14 protein-coding genes and 1 pseudogene are annotated in these 23160 nt (G+C 57.8%); 4 read left to right on the top strand and 11 right to left on the bottom strand.

Annotated elements, in window-relative coordinates:
- Nucleotides 1–23: 23 nt before the first annotated feature.
- From ABIA45_RS36915 to ABIA45_RS36890, 6 genes are all read right to left on the bottom strand, one after another.
- Complete coding sequence (locus ABIA45_RS36915) at nt 24–2132, bottom strand: prolyl oligopeptidase family protein (protein WP_404655350.1); 2109 nt, start codon at nt 2130–2132, stop codon at nt 24–26.
- Nucleotides 2133–2836: 704 nt separating this feature from the next.
- On the bottom strand, nt 2837–3043 hold the full coding sequence (locus tag ABIA45_RS36910) for a cold-shock protein (RefSeq protein WP_404655349.1): 207 nt from the start codon (nt 3041–3043) through the stop codon (nt 2837–2839).
- 745 nt (nt 3044–3788) lie between these two features.
- The gene (locus ABIA45_RS36905; RefSeq protein ID WP_404655348.1) at nt 3789–5909 is read right to left on the bottom strand and encodes a prolyl oligopeptidase family protein; all 2121 of its coding nucleotides are present in this window, start codon (nt 5907–5909) and stop codon (nt 3789–3791) included.
- Nucleotides 5910–7288: 1379 nt separating this feature from the next.
- Entirely contained in the window at nt 7289–7798 is a 510-nt protein-coding gene (locus ABIA45_RS36900; RefSeq protein ID WP_404655346.1) for a trehalose-6-phosphate synthase, read from the bottom strand.
- Nucleotides 7759–8022: a trehalose-6-phosphate synthase gene (locus ABIA45_RS36895; protein WP_404655848.1), complete on the bottom strand. Its 264-nt coding sequence runs from the start codon at nt 8020–8022 to the stop codon at nt 7759–7761. Before ABIA45_RS36895 ends, ABIA45_RS36900 begins: the two co-directional genes overlap by 40 nt.
- A 142-nt stretch (nt 8023–8164) precedes the next feature.
- On the bottom strand, nt 8165–8545 hold the full coding sequence (locus ABIA45_RS36890; protein WP_370128436.1) for a hypothetical protein: 381 nt from the start codon (nt 8543–8545) through the stop codon (nt 8165–8167).
- Between the two features lie 1534 nt (nt 8546–10079).
- Here ABIA45_RS36890 and ABIA45_RS36885 point away from each other — a divergent pair.
- A complete protein-coding gene (locus ABIA45_RS36885) occupies nt 10080–10640 on the top strand; it encodes a helix-turn-helix transcriptional regulator (RefSeq protein ID WP_225125827.1) in 561 nt (186 codons plus the stop codon).
- Nucleotides 10641–11444: 804 nt separating this feature from the next.
- On the opposite strand, the gene ABIA45_RS36880 is transcribed toward ABIA45_RS36885, so the two are convergent.
- From ABIA45_RS36880 to ABIA45_RS36860, 5 genes are all read right to left on the bottom strand, one after another.
- Nucleotides 11445–12185 carry a methyltransferase domain-containing protein gene (locus ABIA45_RS36880; RefSeq protein WP_370128438.1) on the bottom strand — a complete coding sequence of 247 codons (741 nt, stop codon included), beginning with the start codon at nt 12183–12185 and terminating at the stop codon, nt 11445–11447.
- 24 nt (nt 12186–12209) lie between these two features.
- Nucleotides 12210–13637 carry a radical SAM protein gene (locus tag ABIA45_RS36875; protein ID WP_370128440.1) on the bottom strand — a complete coding sequence of 476 codons (1428 nt, stop codon included), beginning with the start codon at nt 13635–13637 and terminating at the stop codon, nt 12210–12212.
- Nucleotides 13638–13741: 104 nt separating this feature from the next.
- Nucleotides 13742–15517 (bottom strand): class I SAM-dependent methyltransferase, encoded by a 1776-nt coding sequence (locus ABIA45_RS36870; RefSeq protein ID WP_404655344.1) that lies wholly within the window; start codon nt 15515–15517, stop codon nt 13742–13744.
- Entirely contained in the window at nt 15504–16469 is a 966-nt protein-coding gene (locus ABIA45_RS36865; RefSeq protein ID WP_404655343.1) for a hypothetical protein, read from the bottom strand. The genes ABIA45_RS36870 and ABIA45_RS36865 overlap by 14 nt, the downstream gene beginning before the upstream one ends.
- Complete coding sequence (locus tag ABIA45_RS36860; protein ID WP_404655342.1) at nt 16469–17389, bottom strand: DUF692 family multinuclear iron-containing protein; 921 nt, start codon at nt 17387–17389, stop codon at nt 16469–16471. The genes ABIA45_RS36865 and ABIA45_RS36860 overlap by 1 nt, the downstream gene beginning before the upstream one ends.
- 1582 nt (nt 17390–18971) lie before the next feature.
- Here ABIA45_RS36860 and ABIA45_RS36855 point away from each other — a divergent pair.
- The 3 genes and pseudogenes from ABIA45_RS36855 to ABIA45_RS36845 all read left to right on the top strand — a co-directional run bounded on the left by ABIA45_RS36855 (nt 18972) and on the right by ABIA45_RS36845 (nt 22720).
- Nucleotides 18972–19445: pseudogene (locus ABIA45_RS36855) on the top strand (Lrp/AsnC family transcriptional regulator).
- A 370-nt stretch (nt 19446–19815) separates the two neighbouring features.
- Nucleotides 19816–20649, top strand: a complete 834-nt coding sequence (locus ABIA45_RS36850; RefSeq protein ID WP_404655341.1) for a Crp/Fnr family transcriptional regulator — start codon at nt 19816–19818, stop codon at nt 20647–20649.
- A gap of 1840 nt (nt 20650–22489) precedes the next feature.
- Nucleotides 22490–22720 (top strand): hypothetical protein, encoded by a 231-nt coding sequence (locus tag ABIA45_RS36845; RefSeq protein WP_404655340.1) that lies wholly within the window; start codon nt 22490–22492, stop codon nt 22718–22720.
- Nucleotides 22721–23160: the final 440 nt, after the last annotated feature.

Genomic DNA, 23160 nt, shown 5'->3' with positions numbered 1-23160 from the left:
ACCGCGGTACCGTTGAGCTATGTTTAAGGTGCGCCTTCCGGTGGCTCGGGGCAAAGCCGCCTGGATGCATAAGTGTATTCCAGAGCCAGCCGGCGTGCACGTTCGATGAGATTTGCGGCAGTGCTGTGCCCCCCATCGACGTTCTCAAAGTAAAAATAAGATTGGCCGAGCGCAGCGAGCTTCGCGGCGGCCTTGCGGCCGTGCGCAGGATGCACGCGGTCGTCCTTGGTGGAGGTAAAAATGAAAGGCTCCGGGTAGGTCTTGCCCGGTACCAGCATTTGGTACGGCGAGTAGGCTTCGATCCACTCTCGTTGTTCGGGAATGGCCGGGTCGCCATACTCGGCGGTCCAGGACGCGCCCGCGCCCAAGTAGGTGAATCGAAGCATGTCGAACAGCGGCGCCCCTATGATCGCCGCGTTGAAAAGCTCGGGGCGCTGGGTTATTGCGGCGCCGACCAGCAGACCCCCTTGGCTGCCGCCGATCACGCCGAGCCGGCGCGGACTTGTGACTTTCCGACGGATCAGATCGTCGGCGACCGCGATAAAATCATCCCATGTCTTTTGCTTCGTTGCTCCCTGGCCAGCCCGGTGCCATGGTGGACCGAACTCGCCGCCTCCCCGCAGGTTGGCAACGACGTACGCATTGCCCTGTTCGAGCCATAGTCGACCCAAAGCTCCTCCATAGGACGGGAGAAGCGGAATCTGAAACCCGCCATAACCATAGAGAAGCGTGGGGGTCGAGCCGTCAAATCTTGCGCTCCTGGGCCGCACCAGAAAGTACGGGATCCGCGCGCCATCGCGCGAAGTCGCCTCGAGCTGCTCCACGACATGCTTCGATGCGTCGAACGTCGCAGGTGCGGTCTTCAAGAGCTCGAGCCGTTTGCTTTCGGCATCAAAGTACCAAAGCGATGTTGGCGTGAGATAGTTAGAGACGGTAAACGTCATTTCATCGTTTAGCGCGGAAGTGGCTGATAGGCTTACGGTCGCATCCTTCGGCAGTGGGACTGGTGTGGCATGCCAGGCACCTTGATCGTACCTATAGACGAACGCCTTGCTTTGAAGGTTGTCAAGAATGGTCAGGACCAGGAAATTCCTGGTGCTGCCAAATCCGCTGAGTGCCTGTCGGCAGTTGGGCTGGAAAACGACAGAGGGTTTCGCACGCAGCGGATCCTGCTTCCATTCGGCCAAATCATACGAGATCATTGAGCCCGCCTTGAAGCTGATCCAGTCTTCGTCCAATTTCACAAGCAGCCGGCCACCCGCGATGCCGACGATCAAGGCCTTCTTCGGCAGATCGAGCTCGATCGGCCCGGCGGGCCCGAACAGCACATACTGCCGCTCGAAGCCGTTGATTTGACGGACCACGCCGGTTACATCCATCCGGCCTTCACGAAAGACAAACGGCAAGGTCCTGAGGTCGGTGTGCTGGCCGCGAAAGACTTCGCGCGCCTGATCGAGCGGCTGAGCGCGCTTGAGTTCCTTCAAGACGAAAGGGAAGCCGGCCTCGGTCGTCGTCCCCTCGCCCCAGTCACGTGCAACAAGGACGGTGTCACGATCAATCCAGCTGACGCTCTGCTTGCCCTCGGGCAGTTGGAATCCACCTGCAACAAAGCTTTTGGCTTCGCTGTCGAACTCGCGTATGGACACGGCGTCCTTGCCACCGTCGGAGAGTTTGACGAGGCAGCGCTGCCCAAGGCAGCTGCGATCCTTGTAGACCCAGTTCTTGTTCTCGGCGAGAGCGAGCGCGTCAATGTCCAGGATGGTCTCCCATCGGGGATCCTGGCCGCGGTAGCTCTCAAGCGTAGTGCGCCGCCAGATGCCCCGCACATGGCTTTCGTCTTGCCAGAAATTTTCGAGACCTTGCCGTTTCAGCCAAACGGACGGAATCCGGTCTTTTGCCTGGAGGATCGTCAGCGCGTCCCGGTAAAAGCGATCGTAGCGAGGATCCGATTGCAGCAAGCCGAGGGTCTTTTCGTTCTCGGCCTGTGCCCAGGCCAATGCGCGGGGCCCCTCGATCTCCTCGAGCCAGAGGAACGGATCGTCCACTGGGGTCGCACCAGACTGCCCGTGGAACAGCGCGACTGTGAAACACATCAGCGAGAGCAACGCGGCGCGCACAAGCGATTTTTTCATTTGGCCTATCCTCGGACCAGGCACGCAGGCCGAGCCCGCAAGTTCTTGCGAGTGGGCGAACGTAGCGAAATACGTGTTGCGATCGTGCACGCGCTGTGTCGCGCCGCCCGCAGCTCGATCCGTGCAAGCAGCATGCCGCCGACAAACAGCAGGTTTCCGCCGCATCGTGCCGCATCGCCATGCCAGCTTCCCGACATTGGCTCTGAAGCTGACAATCAGGTGTCCGCCGAGTAACGTTTCGGCATCGTCCTTTGAGGCCGCCGGTTCGACCGCGGAACCGCATCAGCAGTGCGATATTGCGGGGGGCTGCGTCTCGCTTGCGTTCGGGTAGCGGGCGTGTGAGCTCTTAGCGCCCTAAGTGTTGGCATCGTGATTTGCGAGCGGGCATCGTGCGACAAAAAGAGCTCGTTGAGCAGTAGCTAAATCGCCGTCAGGAAAAGGCCGTGTTCATGGCACACCTGCGAACACTGATTTGACGATATCGCAACAGGACACTACCAGCTTAATTTCATTGGGACACTGGAAAGCAACGTGAAGCGAGGGCCAAGTTTATCTATCTCCTTCCTCGCGCAGGGATTTCGGGATGCGCTGTGCTTTTGCGCCTGAGATAAAGGACACGCGTACGCGATCCACCCGAGATAATTGCTGATCAATTCCATGTAACGGCACCCCAACGCGAGAGCAGTTTCCGGAGGCGAGTCGGATCAGCCAACCCGGAGATCCTCAGCTGACACCTTACCCGAACGCCCGGCCTTGAGCTGATAACCTACCCGGGCCCCCTCTTCGAGAGTGGTGTAATCGGCCCTTTCGACGGCACCGATGTGCACGAAGACATCGGGACGTCCGTCCTCAGGCCTGATGAACCCATAACCTTTGGTCGAGTTGAACCACTTCACAATACCCATTGCCACGGCAGCATCTCCATAGTGAAACGTTGTGATCTAGCGAAGAGTCTCGCGGCCATAAAGATGGTCGGCAAGAGACGCCCACGTGCTCGATTTGCTGAACTTGACGCACGGAACTTCGCGTGGTCTTAGCTGCGGCCGCATTGTGCAAGCGACAAAAGCGGCCTGACGTCGACGACGCTTCGAAGGCTCCGCCCAGATGACATTTTGACCTTCGCTCCACTCGTCGCTCACCACCGGCTTTACAGAAGAGTTGCGGAGCCTCGAACATCCCGCGCTCATCCAGGGCCGGCGGATGGTTTTCATCGACGTTGAACAACAGGGCGGCCGTGAACTCCTTTGCGCAGTCTGGAGCAGGCTTATCAATCCGCGCATACCTGCATTGAAGCTACCTGACATGCTTTCTCAAGCACAAAGACGCGCGCAGGGCCGCGCTCTGGCTGTTCGTGTTTGGACGTCCACCGCACGTCACGCCCTGTCGAACGAGCAGGGTCTGCCGAGACAATCCTGAAGGAAGCGCATTTGGCAAGTTATCCGCTCGTCATCTTGTATTTGGGAAGCCAGCAAACCCGCTCGGCAACGGTGGAGCCTTTTCAAACCGGTGATTTGCGCATCTGACGAACTTCGTCGCGCCGCCGGCGACTCATCAGCCTCTCGCCTTAGGTTCGATGAATTCAGCTGAGCACCGTGAAGACGCTTGAGATTGCCAATGGTCTCTATTTGTCTGCTTCGATCAGCCCGTTGACCGAGTTTACTCAGAATAAAGCCGCCTCGACAAATAAGTGTATTCAAGGGCCAGTTGGCGCGCATGTTCCATGAGATTGGCGGCGGCGCTGTGTCCCCCGTCGATGCTCTCGTAATAGAAGTAAGGCTGCCCCAGCGCGGCGAGCTTCGCGGCAGCCTTGCGGCCGTGCGCTGGATGCACGCGGTCGTCCTTGGTGGAGGTAAGAATTAAGGGAGCGGGATAAGTCTTTCCGGCCAACACCTTCTGGTAGGGCGAGTAGCCTTCGATCCACGCACGCTGCTCGACAATGGCGGGGTCACCGTACTCGCCGATCCAGTAGGCGCCCGCGCCCAGTTTGGTGTATCGAAGCATGTCGAGCAGCGGCACCTCGATGATCGCCGCGTTGAAGAGCTCGGGACGTTGGGTGATTGCCGCGCCAACGAGCAGGCCACCCTGGCTGCCGCCAATTACTCCAAGCCGGCGTGGACTCGTGATCTTGCGGCGGATCAGGTCCTCGGCAACGGCAATGAAATCATCCCATGTCGTCTGCTTCGTTGCCCCCTGGGCGGCTTGATGCCATTGTGGGCCAAACTCGCCGCCCCCGCGCAGGTTCGCAACGACATACGCATTGCCCTGTTCGAGCCAGAGCCGCCCCCCCGGCCCTAGATCAGATGGCAGAAGCGGGACCTGGAAGCCGCCATAGCCATGGAGAAGTGTCGGAATTGCGCCGTCAAACCTTGCGTTCTTGGGCCGCACCAGAAAATACGGAATTGCCGTGCCATCACGCGAAGTGGCTTCGAGCTGCTCCACGACATGGTCGGACCCATCAAAGGCAGACGGTGTCTTCTTCAATTCCTCAAGCCTTTTGCTTTCGGCATCAAAATACCAGACTGACGTTGGTCCGAGATAGCTCGAGACGGTAAACATGGCTCGGTCCGCTTCATCGTGGGTAACTGACAGGCTGACACCTGTATGTTCCGGCAGCGGTATCGGCGCCGCGGACCAAGCTCCCTGAGCGTGCTTATAAACGAACGCTTTGCTCTGAACGTTCTCAAGGATCGTCAGGATCAAAAAATTCTTTGTGGCGGTTAACTCGTTCAGAGCCTGGCGGGGCCCAGGTTGAAAGACAAGCGAGGCTTTGGCGCGCAGCGGATCCTGCTTCCATTCGTCGAGGTCATACGAGATCACCGAGCCCGCCGTGAAGCGGTTGTCCTCGGACGGCGCCCAGTCCTCGTCAAGTTTCACAAGCAGACGGCCGCACGCGAGCGTGACGATCTCGGCCTTCTTCGGCAGATTGAGCTTGACGGGCCCATCGGGGCGGAAGACCACATATTCGGACTCGAAAGAGCTGATTGCGCGGACCGCGCCGGTCGCATGAATATGACCGTCGTTGTCACGAAGCACGAGGGGCTGCGTCTCACTGTCGGTGGGCTCGCCACGAAAGATCTCGCGAGCCTCGCTGAGCGACTGAGCGCGTTTAAGCTCCTTCACCACAAAGGGGTAGCCGGCTTGCGTCAAAGTCCCCTCGCCCCAGCCCCGTGCAACAAGGAGTGTGTCACCATCGACCCAGCTGACGTCCTGCTTGCCCTCTGGGAGATGAAAGCCGTCCGCAACGAAGGTCTTCGCGGTACGATCGAACTCTCGTATCGACACGGCATCCTTGCCGCCATCGGAAAGACTAATGAGGCAGAGGCGCTCTTCAGGCGGAAGGCAGCTGGCACCTCGAAAGACCCAATTTCTGTTCTCGGCGACGGCCAAAGCGTCTACGTCGAGGATGGCTTCCCATTTTGGGGCTTGGCTACGATCGCTCTCACGCGTGGTGCGCCGCCAGACGCCGCGCACCTGGTTCTCGTCTTGCCAGAAATGCTCCAAACCGCGCCCTTCCAATGGAATATCTGCGATCCGATCCTTCTGCAGGATGGAGAGCGCGTGTTCGTAGAAGTGCCGATAGCGAGGATCTGATTGAAGCACACCGAGCGTCTTCTCGTTCTCGGCGCGAACCCAAGCCACTGCGGCTGGCACTTCGATCTCCTCGAGCCAACGGAATGGATCATCAGTCAGTGCCGCATCGGTTTTCTCCTGTGAAAGCGTCGTGGAGATGAAGCAGGCCATCGAAATCAGCGTGGCGACGAGGAGTGAGGTCTTCATGGGATTTGCTCCGGCTGAGGTCGAGCGGCCACGCTCGCGGGCAGCGGAGCGTCAAGCAGAAGCGGCGGAAAGCACGCAAGCGCATGACATAGCGCGGCTTGCGCTATGTCGCGCCCCATCACTGCAAGCTGCGTGCCGGCTAAAGAGTCGCAAGTTTCAAGCGCTCCCGCTGCAGTACGATGTCCGCTTCCCAACACTGGTTGCCAAACAGACACCGACAACGTGTCCGCCGGACAGTCCGTTAGATGGCACCGGTCTTTTCGGTTTCAGCGGCCAAGAACGGATGCCCCCGCCTGTGTAGATCCCTTCGAGCGAGTGCATTTTGCAGACTTGTCGACGGGGTCATCATGACAAAGAGCAGCGCCTTTCGGAGGGGATTGCACTCAAGACAATGAGGGCAGAAGCAAGGATTACGGCTCTTAGTAGCAACGCGTCTTGAGGTCGAGGCTCCAACCAAACGGGTTCAAGCGCCGGGTCAGGTCCAATCTTTCGATAAGATGACGAAACGACGGTGTCATCATTCAGTTCTTTTGGTCGGTAGGGTCAGGCTCAAACAGTCCTGACCCGACCGGCGGCAACGGGCGCACGAGCCCGTGGCCCTTCATCGAAGGCGTACCACGCTAAGGTCGAAGGGCGAGATGTCGATCGAGAACGTCCGCTGCTAGCGGAGCAGCTTGGCAGGCGCCAGGCGTGCGAGCCACTCTGTGCTAACGGTGCTCGCGGGCCTCCATTGCAACGGGCAGCCTTTCCGGCGCGGAACGACCAAAAGCTCGCTGATGCCGACGCCACTTGTATAAGTGTCGTTTACAGGGTCGGAACAACGCGTTGGCCGCACACCGCCCGCTCCATTATTGATCACTCCCGTGATACCTTGATGCAGCTCGTTCAACATTCCCGGTCATCACCCAGGCTTGCGCAACCTGCAAGAACCGCGTCAGCGCTAAAGATCTGAATCGTACCTCTGTGCTGCTGCAGAACACCGTAATCTGCCGTGCTGTGCTACCTTAATCCTCCCCGACACTGGGCTCTTGTTCGGGACGACCACTGAGCGAAGCTGTGGCTACCGGCAGCTCCCAGAGTCTGCCCTGTGTGTGCATTAGTCGGGCCTCCAGGCGCTTCATAGGCCTTCTTCTCGTCTGCACGGGCAGCCTCCTTCAGGGCGACATCTGGGGAGTCGATCTCGTTGTAGGTGGCCAGCGCCTCGGCATGGTTCCGGTATAGCGGCATCTGAGCCACGTTGGTCCAGCCGCGACCGGCACTGATCAGCCGGAACGGTGACACGGCTTTTGTCCAGCTCCCGGACGTAGTCTGCCGACCGGTCGTGGATGGTATAGGATTCAATCTTATCCATCATCGACCGCCAACGCTTGACACGCTCCTCAAGCGGCATGTTGGCCACCCCTTGAAATAGCGTCTGCGATTTCTTTGGGATCGTTTGGATCCACCAGCAGCGCCTCGTCCTCATTGAAGTCTTCAGCCGCCCCCGCAAACTTCGATAGGACCAGAACGCCGGGATCCTCCGATTCTTGGGCAGCAACATATTCTTTTGCTGCCAGATTCATGCCATCCTGCAGTGGCGTCACCACACCTACATGTGCCTCGCGGTAGAGACGCGCGAGTGCAGCCTGGCTGAACGAGCCATTCGTGTAGTGGATCGGCCTCCACTCGTCGGTGCCATGATCGTCATTGACATGGTTGATCGCATTCTCCACGTCCTCCTTGTACTTCTGATACTCGTCGACGTCGGCGCGCGAGGACGGGGCGATCTGTAACAGCGAGATGCTCAGCAGCTCCTTCGTCAAAAGCTCATTGAACCCGTTTATGGCTGCCTTTCGTGTAGTGAGCCGGTCTACGCCGATGGCAAACTTGGCGCCCTGACATTTTTGCAATAATGACGAGACTTGTTCTTGCTCTGCGGGAGAGAGGTCTGCCGCAAGGTACGCGCGAACTGCTCGGGATCGATCCCGATTGGGAATTTTTGAAGTCGCGTCTGGCAACGTTCCGTGGTCACAACGCCATCCTTACTCTCGAGCCCGAAATGGGTTCGCAGGCAGGCCAGGAAATTGTCTACATCCCGGTTCGTCTGAAAGCCGAGCAGATCGTACTTCAGCATCGATTTCATCAGTTCGCGATGTTTGGGTACGCACTCTAATGTCGGGCGTGGGCCATGGCGTATGGAGGAAAAAGCCGGTTGGCCGCTCAATGCCCAGGCCTTTCAGCTCGGCCCCAAGCGGGAGCAGATGATAATCATGAACTCAGAATGCGCCCCTATCTCGTACATCGAAAGCCGCGCGCGCGATGAAATCGTTGATCCTTCGATAGCTGCCATAATCCTCTTCCGAGCCCGACATCCGGTCCGGCAAGGAGTGCAATGCTGGCCACAACGTTGAATTCGAATAACCTCGATAGTAGCCCGCATGGTCTGCGGCCGGCAGATCGAGCCTCGCGACGTGGCCTGCACCAGTCGGCACCAATGGCAGGGGCCGCTCGATCCCGTCGCCGCGGGTCTCAAAAGAGCCTATCCAAACCGCGCCGGAGCGTTCCACCACCGGCTCGAGACCCGCGGCAAGCCCGCCGGTCTGGGGTTTATTGGGGTCGAACGGCGCAATGCGGTTCGAAATGACGACAAGCTTCAAATCGGGTTGTTGCTTGACAGCATCAGGGCGATCCTCCACCTCGTCCGATACACTGGGATCGGAAGGACCTGCACTAGCTTGTTGCTCTTGCGGTCTGTCGTCCAGGTGCTGATCAAAGGCCGTTTGACCTATGGTTTCATCTTGCCCGGTGGCGGCTGATGTGCTGACGGGGTCTAACGTTGCCGTATCGAGCGTGTCTTGGATTCGAACTATCTCGCAACTCCGTTTGACGATGTTTACGTTTGCTGCAGTCGCAGATCAGCCCCGAAATATCTCCACTTGCCCAGGATCGTAGGTCTAGCTTTCGGGAAGCTGACCGGCCGAGCGAAAGAGTTAGATCCAGGACTTCGAGGCTGTCCTGGCGGATGAAGGGACGAGATGGTCGGATAAGGTAAGACGACCTTTGGCTTCATCGACTTGATGAGTGCACGCAGAGCGTGGTCGTGGTTCGGCGACGCACAATGGGCCTCGACGTTAGGAAAACTCGGGCGCTGTGGCGAGGTCACCGTCCTGATCGCACCATTTGAATGGCGCAACCGCCCATTGGCGCTATGGAACGGGCTCGCAAGTGCCGAGCTCCGTCTGCCCGATGTTCGCGACGTTTCCCCCGCTCGCGTTCGGGTGATGCGCTTTCCGAATCTTCGCATGGCGGTAGCTGGCCAGAGGTGGCAACCGAGCTCCCATCATCTGCAAGCGTGCGCGCCGATAGGCTGTTTTCTTCGATCAACCGATAGGTGCCGCCCCCCCTGGCTCTTGGGCTCTTCGCTGACGACGTGGGAGTTGCCAACGTCAGGATCGAGATGCCAGCTGGTTTTGATAGTACGTAACGCACCGAACTGGTGCGCCATAGACACAATCGGCGGCTCCAAGCTGCCTTCGCGGCTTCTTGCTTATGGAGTCCTTCGATGATCAGTGAGAAAGTTTGCCGCCATTCGTACGCACCGCAACCGGTTCAGCCGCGTGCTGTTGCCCGGTCTTGATCGCCAATCCATCGAAAATGCCTTTGCTCTCAATGCTCTAATCTCCGCCGGATTCCTATCGTTATCCACATTCAGAATTAGAAACACGACATAGAATCAAACAGAACTCCCGCACAGCAGGGCCCGACGAGATAAAATTCGGCGCGAAACGGCGACTCTTGCGTGATGTATGCAGACACGACATTGCAAGCCATTGTTCTTCGTGTGACATGTTGAGCTTTTCGCTTCTGGATCGAACGCAATCAAATGTCGCCCAACAAGCGCGGATCGAACAAGAAAACGCGCCAAGCAGACCCGGACCAAAAGTCCGGCTGCAGACGACGCAGTCTGAAACTGACTAGGATTAAGGGGACACATATCCCAAATGGGACTGTCGACGTAGAAGCACGCAGCTATAAGTTGCCGGCTGATCCGTGGGTTTGTTGGTTTTATTTAGTGACGGCAAGCACGATCATTTAATCAATGCTCAAGACTGAAGAGGAAACGGGCGCCGTTCCAAAGAGAGTTTTATTTTGCCCGAGCGAAATGCGCATCACTCGTGGGAACAGCGCAGGATGATTGGTGCGCTTGGATTGCTGAAATGGCCGGCGATTGTAGTCGATCGTCACGGCATGGTTCTGGATGTCAACGAAGACGCCTATAGTCTTTTTGATGGTGATCTTTCGATCAAGGGAAAGCGCCTGTTCGCGGCGGACCTTCAATCACGAATGAGATTGGATCGGCTGGTCAACCAGATTCGTCTCGCATCGAGTAAAGCGGGTCGTACCACCTTGCAAACTGTCGTCACCAGACGCCAAGGCCGTCCGGTCGTCGTTGATGCCTTTGTGCAAGGATTGGAGGACGACCTATTTCCGGCTGTGGGTGCCCTTCTTCTCCTCACCGATCTCAACGAAACCCTCCAGGTGTCGCAGAATTCTGTGATGGAGATCTTCGGACTGACGCCTTCTCAGGCCCGGCTCGGATCGCTGCTGGTCGAAGGAAAGACGCTCAAGGAAATTTCCCTTGATATGAAAATTTCTCCAGGGACAGCGCGTAATCATCTCAAAGCCGTTTTTCTACGGACCGGGACGAGACGGCAAGCCGAGTTGGTATCTCTGTTGTCCCGCCTGCGGTAACTTTCAATCGAGGTCCGCTCGCGCGATCGAGGCATTCGTTCTGACGCCAGCGCATGCTGTGGCAACGCAGTGGCTGCAGTCAACTTCCTCGTTTCTGACAAATTCTCTCGATGCTCCCCATGTCGAAATCCGTGCTGCACCAATGCCTTCGAATCCGAGGCGATGGGCCACGGCTTTCCGCGAATACGACGTGCGCTGGATGTTCAACAAGGAAATCAACCTGATAGGGGTGCAAGCGCTCGGCAGGGCGGGGTACGCTGAATGCCCAGCTCGGTGTCAAGCACAGGTCAGCACGATCCAGGCTCTCAGAGCCAGTATCTGTGCCGTCCTCCACCCCATCGTCAGACTTCAGTTGGGCGCGCTCGTCATCGCTCAGTATCAGGGGCAAGAACTTGTGGCTCGGGACGCGCTGGCTTCCAGGAGGCATTGACCTCAAGTATTCTCCGATGAGATTGGTGCCCGAGGACGCGCAGAGCAGCGCCAAGGACAACCAGGCGCGCAAGCGAGTGGTCCTGAGCGTCATCATGCGTCCGGCCGTCATAGCTCGTCGTATTGCGGTGGGCGCATCGCGACCCGCATCGCCCTAACTCGGCGATGCCTCAACCGCCATGGACGGGCCGAGCCCGGGCTGACCGACGGCAACGGCCGGAGGTCGCGTTGGCTGCAGCGACCATGAAGGAATAGTGGGAAGGTCCGGAAAGCGGTCTCGATGGTCGAGACTTGGCGAGGTCAGCACCCTGATCAATGGATCAGGGACAATCTTTACCAAACAGCTGCCCAAGGTAAACTATAGGCTACATAGTCCTATTTGATGGCCAGAAATCCCTCGAAACAGACATGTTTGTATATGGTCATGGCGTCCATAAACCCCGCACGATGCAACATGTCGAGATTGCCCTTGGTCGAAAACGGCTCAAGAACGCCTTTCAAGCTGCTTGCTTTTCCCAGAACTTCTTCGGGCGAGTAGCCGTTCTCCAGCTTATAATCGGTATAGATCGCGCTCATAATATCCTGAAACCGCGCATCTGGCGCCCTGACTTTCTCGAAAAACAGGAATGCTCCGCCCCAATTGAGTGACTTATAGATTAAGTCTATCAAGTTCTGGCGGTGTCGTGGCGGAACGAACTGTACCGTATAATAGGAGACGATAAAATCGCTGGCTTCGTAGTCTACCTCGCATGCGTTTGCGAGCAAGTACTCGACGTTCGGCGCTTTGCCCGGAGCGCTACGCGCGTATTCGATCATGGCGCGCTCGTTATCGATCCCGATCCAGCGCGTGCCGTGTGGATGGCGTTTCGCTAGTTGCCGCAGGAGCGTTCCGGTTGAAGTACCGATTTCATACGCGACTGAGTCCTTCTTCACGAAAAAATCACTCACCTGTTCAATCAGGCTATGGCCCGCTTCATAGTTGGGAACGGACCGTGCGACGTGGCGATCAAAATATTGAGGTGTGTCGCCGCCGAAGCTCCAGCCGGCGCGTTCGGCCCGGATGCCATCTCCGGTAGGGCCCCTCTCTCTTGCAGCAGACTGCTCCAAGCTGTCCATGACCACCTCTCCCGGTCTTTCCGACTATGCGAGCTGCAGTTTACGTTCGCTTGTCGTTCTTCTGGCCAATTCGCTTTTGACCGCGGGGCTGAAAAAGAGGGACAAGGCCTCGTCTTCAAAGAGTTTACCGAGTGCGGAAAGTCTCAGCCCGGCTTGGCCCCTATCGTCGAGATAAGCCTCTAATGCGCCGGCATTGTTCAGCTCGTCGACAAGAGCGTCATAATACCTCGAAAGCTGGGGATGAGCGGAGCGGAGCGACCGCAGGCTCTCGTCCTCGATGCGTCCGATACGTAGTCCTGTCGCATAAGAGGCGGCCAGCAATTCCTCTTCGTCGACGGCGCGTCCGGTGGCGATCGGAATGTTGCCCGTCAAGACGGCATCCACATATGTCGGAATATTCGGGTCATTGCGAAACACGTGCCCCAGACAATTTGCCTTCGCCACTTTGACGCCGCCATGGGAGTAGGCTCCCGCCCCCAACCCAAGAAGATCGCTCGCCGCCGTCGTTCGGATCCTCTTGAATGGATCGGTAAATTCATGCGATCGCACAAAGCGGTTGCCGTCTGTCTGGTCATAGCCGAGCGCGGCCATTTCCTGCCAAATAAGCATCCGGCCAAGAAGTGTCGTGAACTCGTCCTCGAACTCCGCTCGCTTTGTTTCCGTCCTATACCAGTGCCCTTGAGGACGGTCCCCGAATCGTCCGTGATACCAGGTGAGGTGTGGCGGACGGATCTCGGCAATGGCTTCAAGATTGCCCCATACTTCAGACGTCGACCCCCTATAGAGCCCCTGGATCAGGTCAAGATTCCAGTTTTCGAAGATCGTGTTTGCAATTGCGCATGCACGAATCGGAGTTTCGCGCTGGTAGCCGCGGGCCGCATATTTGAGGACCTCATCATCGAACGACTGTACTCCAAAGCTCAGGCGCGTAACGCCTTGAGCTTTAAGAGACCGCAGCTTGTGTTCGCCCTCAGGCGCGGTGATCGTGAGGGGGCTGCCTTCGATGCAAAACTCCGCGCCGGACCGCAGATCATATTCGCTTCGAATGGCACGTATCAAATCTCGCAACGCTGACTCATCGAGAACGAGCGGCGTGCCTCCGCCAATATAGACCGATGACACCACGGTGCCGCTTCGAGCGAGCCGCGCGCCCCAAAACGCGAGTTCACGTTTTAGCGCGGTCAGATAACGAGCAACTTTAGCGTCCTCGATAGAGTGCTTTGCCCGGCCAGCGTAGTGATCGACTGTGTAGTGACAGAAGGTGCAGCGGGTTTCACAGAACGCTATATGAACATAGAGACTGGCTTCTTCGCCCCACTCGATCGTATCGATCACGCTTCTTGAATCGAGCGGTGTCAAAGAGTTGATGGGCGGGTAGATCGCCACCGAGTGCGATCCGCCCAGGACCGCCCGACTGATGCCGATTCCGGCGGCATGAAGTGCCGGCAACATCGCCGGAATTCCGAGCCGTCGCAGCGACGAACATGCTTGCTCAAGAGCGGATTCTCTCGATCTCATGGTCGCACCTCACGTTATCGCGCTACCTAGTTGATAGATCATCGCCGTTGCGCGATGACGGTAAGATAAACGTCGGCGCGCGTATCTGGACTGTCGTCGTATCTGTAGATTACGTCGTAGGGATTTATCAGGCGCGGCATATACTGCTTACGCCAAAGGGTTGCATGCTCGCCTATGAGCGACGGGACGATTTGACCCCAGATGCGTTCCGCGATGATCGTCAGATCCGGATGCACGAAGGCTTCGCGAATCCACGCATAGATTTCGTCATACTGGACCCATGGCTGCCGCAGCGAAGCGAGATGAAGCTGCACGAGCCGATGGGTGACCGCGATGCGGCCTCCGGGCCGTACGACCCTCGCCATTTCTTTGACCATACTGGCTCCGAGTCCCAGTTCCCAAATGCCCCCGGTCCATTCGTTGACGGCCGCATCAACTGACGCATCGGGCAGAGCGAGACGCTGCGCGAGACCAGGGCGAAAATCGAGATTTGTGAAGTTTCGTTCACAGGCGAACCGGCGCGCCCGATCGCTCAGGCAGCGAAACATCTCGACGGAAATGACGAGTCCGTCTTCCCCAACAGCCGGCGACAAGCGTCGTGCGACGCGTCCGAGCCCGCCGCAGACGTCGACCACGATGCTCCCGGGCTTGAGCAGCAGCAGTTCCGGGTGATTCGGAAGCAGATCCTCTTGCGCACGGACCAGCTTGTCTTCGACTTCAGGTACCTGGCTCCAGCTATTGTCGTTCTCACATGCCTTCAACAAAGGCAGACGCCATCGCAAGTACGCGGCTCGAAAACGCTTTGCAAAATCCGACACCCGGCCGGGAGACGTAGAAGACGCCGCATTGCCTAGCAACACTTCATCGCTCGGCAAATTGACGATCAGGACGTCACCGAGCGCGTTCTCGATTGCGCGGACCGCTTTGAAAATGGCATCAAAATCATCTTCAGCGGCATCTCCGGCGGGCCAGAGAGCGTCCGGATCAAGCCGTAAGCACAGACCTGAGATGAAGGCCGAGGTCGCCCAGGTTAGAACGCGCCTCCGCTCAGCCTCGTCCATGATCGACAGGTCGGGAGTCATGAGCAGATGGATGGCGACGCAATCGCGAACCATCTCCTCAAGCCCGGCAATCGGATGGTTCGGCGCCGGCCAAGAAATTCCGTCCAGGTAGACCGCGGCACCGAGACGAATGAGGGAACGCCGGAGTTCATTGTCGCTCGCCAGGCATTGCGTTTGCACCACCGTCTGGTGCATTCGAACAATGCCTTTCTGGCGAAGGCGCGCCAGTTCACTCAAAGTCAACTTATAATCTGCCAGCTGCGCGCAACGCAGCAGCAACTCCGGCGGATGCGTTTCGTCCTTCAGGCGCGTGGAGATCTGCTCAAGCGAAATCTCACCATCGAGGTCGATTACGATGGAGCGGCGCAAGCTTGCGGTGCGTGCACATTCCGCAATGCGTCGCAGATGCTCAAGCTCCTCGGTCGACGGCTTTGTTTGCGAGGTAATGTGCATAAAGCCGTGCTGGCGGAGCGAAGCCAGCATCTCGTCAATCATGGACTGATCGTCGAATTGAGCGCGTAGAACTGCCACATTAACAGGCTCGTTGCTGAGCGTGGTGACAAAATCCACCAGGCCCTCCCCAGGTGGCACGACCATGCCGATCTCGAGGTAACCGTGACTGAGCAATCGATGTTCGGCAATCTCGGCATCCAGAACCTCGACAGCCGGGTCGAGCATGACAAATGCATCGTCCGGCAGCTTCTTGGAAAGGCTGTCCGGTCTGGAGGTCTTAAGGCGCTCAAGCAGCTTCATGGGGCGCGCCGCCGCAGATCAGGTGTGAAGCAAGAGGGAGCTCATCTACGGCATGCGTTCCTTTTCGGGAGGCAATTGCACTTTTCGACGGGTTAGGTTGATTATCCGATCCGCTTACGATGACACCGAGCCCCGCCAGAGAATCGATTAACGCGAGCACATCAGCTTGGGCGACATCGTCCAGGGCCGTCGACAATTCCACCAAGCTCTTTGGGACACGAAGAACATCAAAGAGGCGGGCAGCTCGCTGCGAAAGCTCCGCATATTCATGGGGGGATTCAGCGACCGGAACATAGATCAGCCAATGTCGTGGAGAGGCTTCGAGGTCCTGGCTGGGGTCGAAGTCAAACGGATTCTCAATCCATGGGGTGAGATCATAGGATGACGAGATCATCGTCGCCGCTGGATGGGCGACGAAGCGGATTGACTGCAAATTCCTGCTCGGGCTCTCTGCCGAGAAAGCCTCCGCCGCGGTATTGGGCCATATCAGGGGAGCGGCTTCGCCGAGCCGGCGCGCAAGCGCAACGCCGGCCGCGTCGATCGCAAGCACATCCTGGTGCGGGCGGGAGAAGAACTCCGCACGACCGGCCAAAAATGCGACAAAACATGCTGCCGTTCGCCAGAAGTAAGGCCCATTGTCCGCGTAACCGCCTGACTGCACAAATTCCGAGGCAACCGCTTCAACATCCAGCCCACTCGCGTGCAGGAGCCGGCGCGTAAGCGGGACAAGGTCTAGCGCACCCAGAGCATTCCTGACCAATCCGCGACGATACATGCCAATGTTGGATTCGGTCGGCGCGGGAGTTCCCGCATAGTCCACCAGGATTGCAAGCTCATCCGCCGTGCAGCCATGGGCATCTTCGGTCCTCGAGTTGGGATTCACGACCCAATTCGCGAGGCGATCGTCTCTCAGCACGCGCCGCCACGTATCCCAGACCAGCCGCGCGTCCACTAGGCAGCCTCGCTGCGCGTCGTACGTCTGCTCGCCCGCCCGTAGGCGCGATCCCACGCCTTACGTCCCCGTTCGAGGTCCGAGAGGATTAGATCGGTGGTACGCCCGGTATCCGCCATTTCTCCATCGCAGTAGAGAGATTGGGTCTCATATTCGAGGATGACGGCGCCAGGCCGCGCACGCGACAGAACATCATCGAGCAGGTCCCAAACTGCCTCTGCAACCTGGGTATCGTGAAGATCGTGATATTGACCCTTGATCCACCGCCCTCCCGCCATATGAATAGTGATGATGCGATCGAGCGGAATGGTGCTCAGAAACCGACGGATGGAATACCCCCTCGCGCGGTGGTTCTGCTCGTTCGCGTAGAGATTGTGCAAGTCCAGGTGCAGGTAGGTGCCTGATAATTCAAGCATTCGCGCGAGGAATTCCTCTTCGGGCAAATCGCTACCGGGGCATACGCGGTAGTACGCAGCGTTTTCGTGCGCGAGCGGAACGCCGTAAAGATCTTGAAGCGCGCGCGCCCTCGCCGCCACACGAACAGATTCAGCCCGCGAGAATTGTAACGGACTGCTCCAAACGTCGGACCAGGAGGCATCGCCGTAGAAACAGTGGTTGGCGACCGAAGCAACGTTGAATTTCTGAGACAGCGGAACGTGCCGTCGTACCGCCGCTGTGCTCATCAGATCGTCGAAGCCAAAGTCACCGCCGTAGTTCGAATGTCCGAGGAGCGGATATTTATCCATAATGTCGCGCATGAGATCGATGGCGCGGGGAGATACAAGACCCGGCCCATCAAGAGGGCTCATGACCGAGTCGAAGAGTACTTCCAGCGCGTCAAGGGGCTGGCTCAGAAACGGAAACCATCCAATTAATTCCGGGTTAAACTGAAGCCCAACGCCCAAGCGCGGAACGCTCATTTCCGAGACCTCCAATAGCCTTGGCGGCCCCGCAAAGGCGACGCGCCAAGGCCACGCCGGATTAGGATCGGTCAGTTAGGGATGATCCGCCGCGCACTTCGCCGCGGTTGCGGCGCATCTCGCTGCGGTTGCAGCGCACCGCGCCGCGGTGGCCGCGCATCGGGCCGTCGCTGCCTTTGCCTGGGCATGCGCCGCAGTCGCCGCACATTTGGCAGCCGTAGCGGCGCATTGAGCGGCCGTGGCGGCACATTTAGCGGCTGCCGCCGCCGCTTCTTTCACCGAGAGCTTTTTGACGTCCATTGGATTTCTCCGTGTGTGGAATCAATTGTCGAAAACCACTTCTCGAAGTGTCTCACTCAATCACCAGTAGAACTACCTGATCCCGACGTGGCAGCCAGTCCCATTTGGGATAGGAGCAGATGATTCTTTCCAGGGGTTCGAGCGCTGCATATGAACTCTCGCCTACGGTGATCAGGTAAAGTTGAACGATCTCGTCACAAAGCTAAGTTCATGCCCGCGCGTCAGGGCGAGACCGCCACCGACGCCCGCAGCGCTCCCGCATAATTCAGTCAATGTGCTCGCGCCTGTGTTCGACCTTGCGCGAAGCCGACGTGGTGATCGATGCTTCGGCATCGACAGAGGTACAACTAGCGCTGGCGCACTATTGCAAAATTCGGCGTACCGTACGTGCTCGGCTACGCGACGCACTGGGTGGCGGGCGGTTTGGTCGCGCGTTTCCTCCCTGAGGAGGAAAGTTGCTTCGTTTGCCTCAACGAACATTGGAAGGACGGTCGCAGCTCCGGCGGCGGCTATCGGCAACGCCGCAAGAGATCAAGATCTTCGATCCTTTTTCAGTCTGGCCGCGGCGGTGCGCTTACATGTGGGTGATGGTGGATCCCGGCCCGCCGGCAAGGCGCTGTACCGCCCTGAGGCATCCGGCATATCCCGCGTAAGGCGCGCGAGTTCGGCACCTCGACGACGCACTGGAAGTCCTCATCGTCGGAAAGCACATCAACAGCTGCGTCGGGCATCTTCTCGCGGCGAAGGACGCCAGGACCGTTTCGATCTTTGCAAAATGGAGACACTAAAGGAGAACAGCTGACCAGGGGGCAATCTCCACCTAGCGAGCTTGCATCAACGGCTAACAGGAACGCCATGGCGGAAGCTCGGCGGCTGTTATCGAGCTCGAGGACGAAGTCAAGCCAGAGGTTGGTCCTCTCAGAGGCAAAACAGCGCCTTGACGGCGCGCCCGTCAGCGGGCGAGTAGCTGTCTAACCTCAATCAAGATGCCGTTTGAGCCGAACTTATCGCGCGGCGCGGTTCGGTTGCGTTTCAGCTTCACTTTGGTTCACATCTTTGTCGAAAACGAAGGCCCCGATCTTATCGGAAAGGCCCGGCTTTGCGGCTTCGCTCCCTGCCGCGCCGCAGAATGCCTGGCAAGGCCCCTCCTCCCCACTTTTGATCAATACCCATCCACGTTGGGCCTTTGTCACGGAAGATTTCCTCGTATTTTTCACAGTCGAGGATTTCCTGCGCGGAGTGATCATCTCGCGGTGAAATTCGTCTCAGGCCGGGGGTGGTTATGAAGTACGACCGGATAGATGCCCGCATTCTCGAGATCGTGCAAAAGAATAATCGTCTGACTTCAGATGTGATTGGCGAGATGGCGGGGATCTCTCCCACCGCCTGCCAACGACGGTTGAAGAGGCTCCGCTCGGAGGGCATCATCCAGGCCGACGTTTCGGTTTTGTCGCCGAGGGCGGTCGGACGACCTATTCAAGTGCTTGCACTGGTGACCTAGGAGCGAGAAAGCCGATATCATCGATAGGTTTGAAAAAGCCATCAAATCATCAATCGACGTCGTCAACGGCTTTTACGTCACGGGCGATGCCGACTTCGTCCTGTACATTACCGCGCCGTCCATGGAGGAATACGAGCAGTTCACCGGCGCTTCTTCTACGAGAATCGCGACATCAAGGGCTTTAAGAGTGCAGTCATATTGGATCGCGTAAAGGTTGGATTTGCTGTTCCGGTTGAGCTTCCCCCAAAGGATTGATTGTCCTGATGCGCGCGATCGTCGCGACCGCCATCTGCGGTTAACACTCCGGTGGGTTCTTTGGAATGTCAATCAGCATAGCAACAAAAGACACATGTAGAGCCCGGTCTCATCGCAATCTCGTTGGCGCAATTATCGTATCGCTAGCGATAAGGTGCAAAAGCAAGAATGTGGCGCCTCGCCTCCGAGCCGGCGCGAACGCGTCCATTCGCTTGGTCGAAATTCGCCGAAGACAGGCCCGTGAACGCAGGATTCGGGCGCCGATGAGATACTCGTTGCATCAATCAAATGAAGATGTTGGCTATAGTCGGAGTCACGTTCTCGTTGCGGTCAGGCGCGGCTAGCAAAAGCCTCTATCAGGAGAGGGACCATGACTGATCGCGTGCCCTCTTTCGAAGTGATCGACTGCTCTCAAGATAGAGCTCTCAAGCAGCAGCCTGGCACACCACCGGAGCCTCTGCGTTCTCTTCCGGTGCGTCCTGCGAAACGGCCCCTTGTGAAGAACGCAATCCTGGCTCGTCTTCCTATCCAACAGCTTGCGGCCATAGGGGAGTGCCTCAAGCCGGTCGCCTTGAAAGAACGGATGGTTCTGCAAGAGCCAAAAAGGCCGGTCGAGCACGTCTACTTTGTAGAGAGCGGCCTCGTCTCGCTTAGAGTTGTTACCGCGGGCAGTATGCTCGAAACGGCAGTCATAGGCTATCGAGGCGTCGTCGGCACGTCTTTCTTGTGGGGAGCACATCTTTCGAGCAACCAATCTGTCGTCGTCTTCCCCGGAAGCGCGTACAGAACTCGCGTCGATGATCTTCGTCGGATCATGAAGGTGCATCCGGAGATCAGAGACCATCTTTTTGAGTACGTGCAAGCGCTGACATTTCAGTGCGTCCAGACAGGGTTGTGCGGGGTTCGGCACCATCGTGAACAGCGCCTCGCGAGCTGGCTTTGCCTTGCTAGTGAAGCTGTTGATGCCCGCGTGCTGCCAGTGACCCACGATTACCTTTCCTCGGTGCTGGGGCTGCGCCGCGCGGGTGTGACCGAAACCTTGATCCGCTTTGAGGAGCAAGGGCTCATTCGCAAGATGCGGGGCGTCTTGCAGATCGATGAACACAAATTGCTCGAAGAGAAAGCATGCTGTTGCTACAAGCTCGTCTCAGCTGCCTATGCGTCCTCATCAGTCCGCACTCTCGGCGAAGAACAGGCGAGTTAGCAACTCGCGACTGGCGTTTCTGCGTCCCCTGGGTTCTTGCGACGCGAAGTTGAGGCAATTCGCTCCGAGAAAGACCACACCGTCACGAATCAATGGATCCCTTGCGGCGTGTAGCTGGTGGTGCGTAACCGATCATCGGGTTACCTAGAGGCGATTTGCCGAGCACGTGAGCAGTCAAACTACCAACCGGCTGGTCCTCTTAGCTATCAATATTTGCTATAAGAAGCGCGCTAACGTTGGGATCAAAGCAAGATCCTGCTCCTTAGCCCCAACGAGTTCGGCCGCTGCCGACCACCCGAGGGCCGTCGCATCTTGTATATTGATCATCACATTTTCCGCTGCGTCAGCACCGCCCCAGCCCGCTTCGTTAATGGGAGTGGGCGGCGCATGCATGACGTCCCCTGTGAAGAGGGCAGGCAGTCAAGGTAGGCCCGGCAAGTAATCTCAGGCTCGGAATTCTGGTTCTAGCTACGCCAGCGCGAACCAATCCTTCTGTCTACCAGATCCACAAATAGCCAGTTTGCGTCGCACGAGCATCTGTCCTGCTCTTGAAACTTCCCATGTAATCTCGTAGAGGTCAGCAGCGATCTCCTCGGCGCTACGCAGTTCGCGTCTTCGCAGCGACGTCGCGTCGGGAGGGGCGGCCTCGGTTGCAGCCCAAACTGGCGAAGCGGCAGCCGCATCCAAGGTCCAACGTCTTCGGTAGACATAGGACTGACGTTGCGCCCCTCCGGAGAGGCTACTTTTCGACTACCGCAGAGATCGGGGTGTGGCGCGCGCACATGGCAAGAGTGTTTGGCATTCTTCTGACTGGACAAGGAAAGCACTGGCCCGGATCAGCGGATTGAGAGCGTAATTGTTCTCCATGCGTAAAAACGGACTGCCAGCTCCTGCTCTGGACCGACACTCCATATGATTGGTTGCGAAGCTGACCTCGGCGAGCGCCGCGCCGGACCACCCGTCGTCTGCAACCGGCGCCGGTGATTTCGATTGTCAGAGACCGTGAACGGGACGCAGCCCTCGACGGCCGGCCCGCCCGATGCTTACCTCCGAAAGACGGGTAAGCTTCTTTCGGTGGCGCTCACGGCCGCAGATTCAACGCGTGCACCGTCCTAATTGAGCAGAATTCCGGCTTCACAGAACGCTTGATGTGATGCGAGATTTACGTGTCGATCGACAAACTTAGCAAGCCGCCTTGCGGAAATCGGAGCGTGACAAGATCGTCGTTCTGCCACCCCGTTTGCGCCGATGAAGATGCGGGACGGCGGAATTCCGCGAAGCACGCGAGTGACGGCAGTGGATCAGGGAACGAGCGTACCGTCACTCACCTTGCATACCAGCAGCTGTCGGAATGCGAAGGACAGACGCTTGCGCGACCGCGTATCTCGCGACAGCGTTGCCGGCCTAATAAACTATGCGCCGCAGGTGAACATCCTCGCTTCCGAATCAATGAAGACCTGCAAACAGCCGGAGTGGTGAGGGCGTATTAAAGCCCCCCTAAGTATCGACCGCATCGCCTGGCCCCCACACACGGTACTTTTCGCCGCTGGCGCGCTCGGACAGCGCATCGTCGCGGAATCTCTCTTCTCTTCTCAGATCTGATAGGAGATCTCCGTTCCCGTTTGAGCTATTCCTTCTAGGTTGATGAATACTTGCCACCCAGCGAAGGCCACAGCCGACTGGTGGCCAATAGCCACACTTTAAAGTCGTAGATGCTGGTTCTCGAATGCCGCGATGTAAGTAGCACCAAAGCTCAACAATCGCTTTACGATCCCTAGCCGGAGCACCTCCGAAATGGATTGTTCCACATGAATGTGAGCTGTCATCTCACCGAAAGGACATGATGATTCAGGTCCTCGCCTCCCATTCAAGTGACTGCGCTCCGCAGATTGTGTTCGTCGGTAAAAATCGGGCCGGCAACTGGGTTGCCCGTGAACAACAGGGCGCGTTTGGCGGGCTTTTTGTCAACCGCGCTGAAGCCCTGAAATACGCTCTCTTCAAGAACGGACACCATCCAGAGAGCATCATCGAAGCGACGCGTGAGATCGAGCTTGATATTCCCAGCCCGTGAACTGCAGAACATAACAATGTGATCGTTCTTCTGCACCTGCTACCCACTCGAAGCCGGGGGCACTCGTTCATCGTCGCAGGTCCAAACGCCGCCAGCCGATTTCTTCAGCGTGCCCACTTCAACCCTTCAACTAGGCAGCCCAGAGGCTTTCTTCGCAGCCTGTGTGGGACGACAACATCCGCCGATCATTGCTTCCGCTCGATGCGTGTTACATCGCTATACAGCTGAACATGAGTCGTCCTTAGTCGTTCCGAACGACGACACAAGAGGAGAGATTCCAAGGACGCGCCAGCGACCTTCCTATCTGGGTCCAGTTCACGACGGAAAAGAGAGCGCAACTCAAAGAACTCGTCGGTTCATCTGCATCTGTCTAATCTCGAGGTGGAATGCGTTCGCAGGCTTAACGCAAATATCATCCGCAGCGAGACGTTCTATGATCT

Source organism: Bradyrhizobium sp. USDA 336 (genome assembly GCF_044908355.1).
Lineage (GTDB): Bacteria > Pseudomonadota > Alphaproteobacteria > Rhizobiales > Xanthobacteraceae > Bradyrhizobium > Bradyrhizobium yuanmingense.
This window is presented reverse-complemented; position numbering and strand designations above follow the sequence as displayed.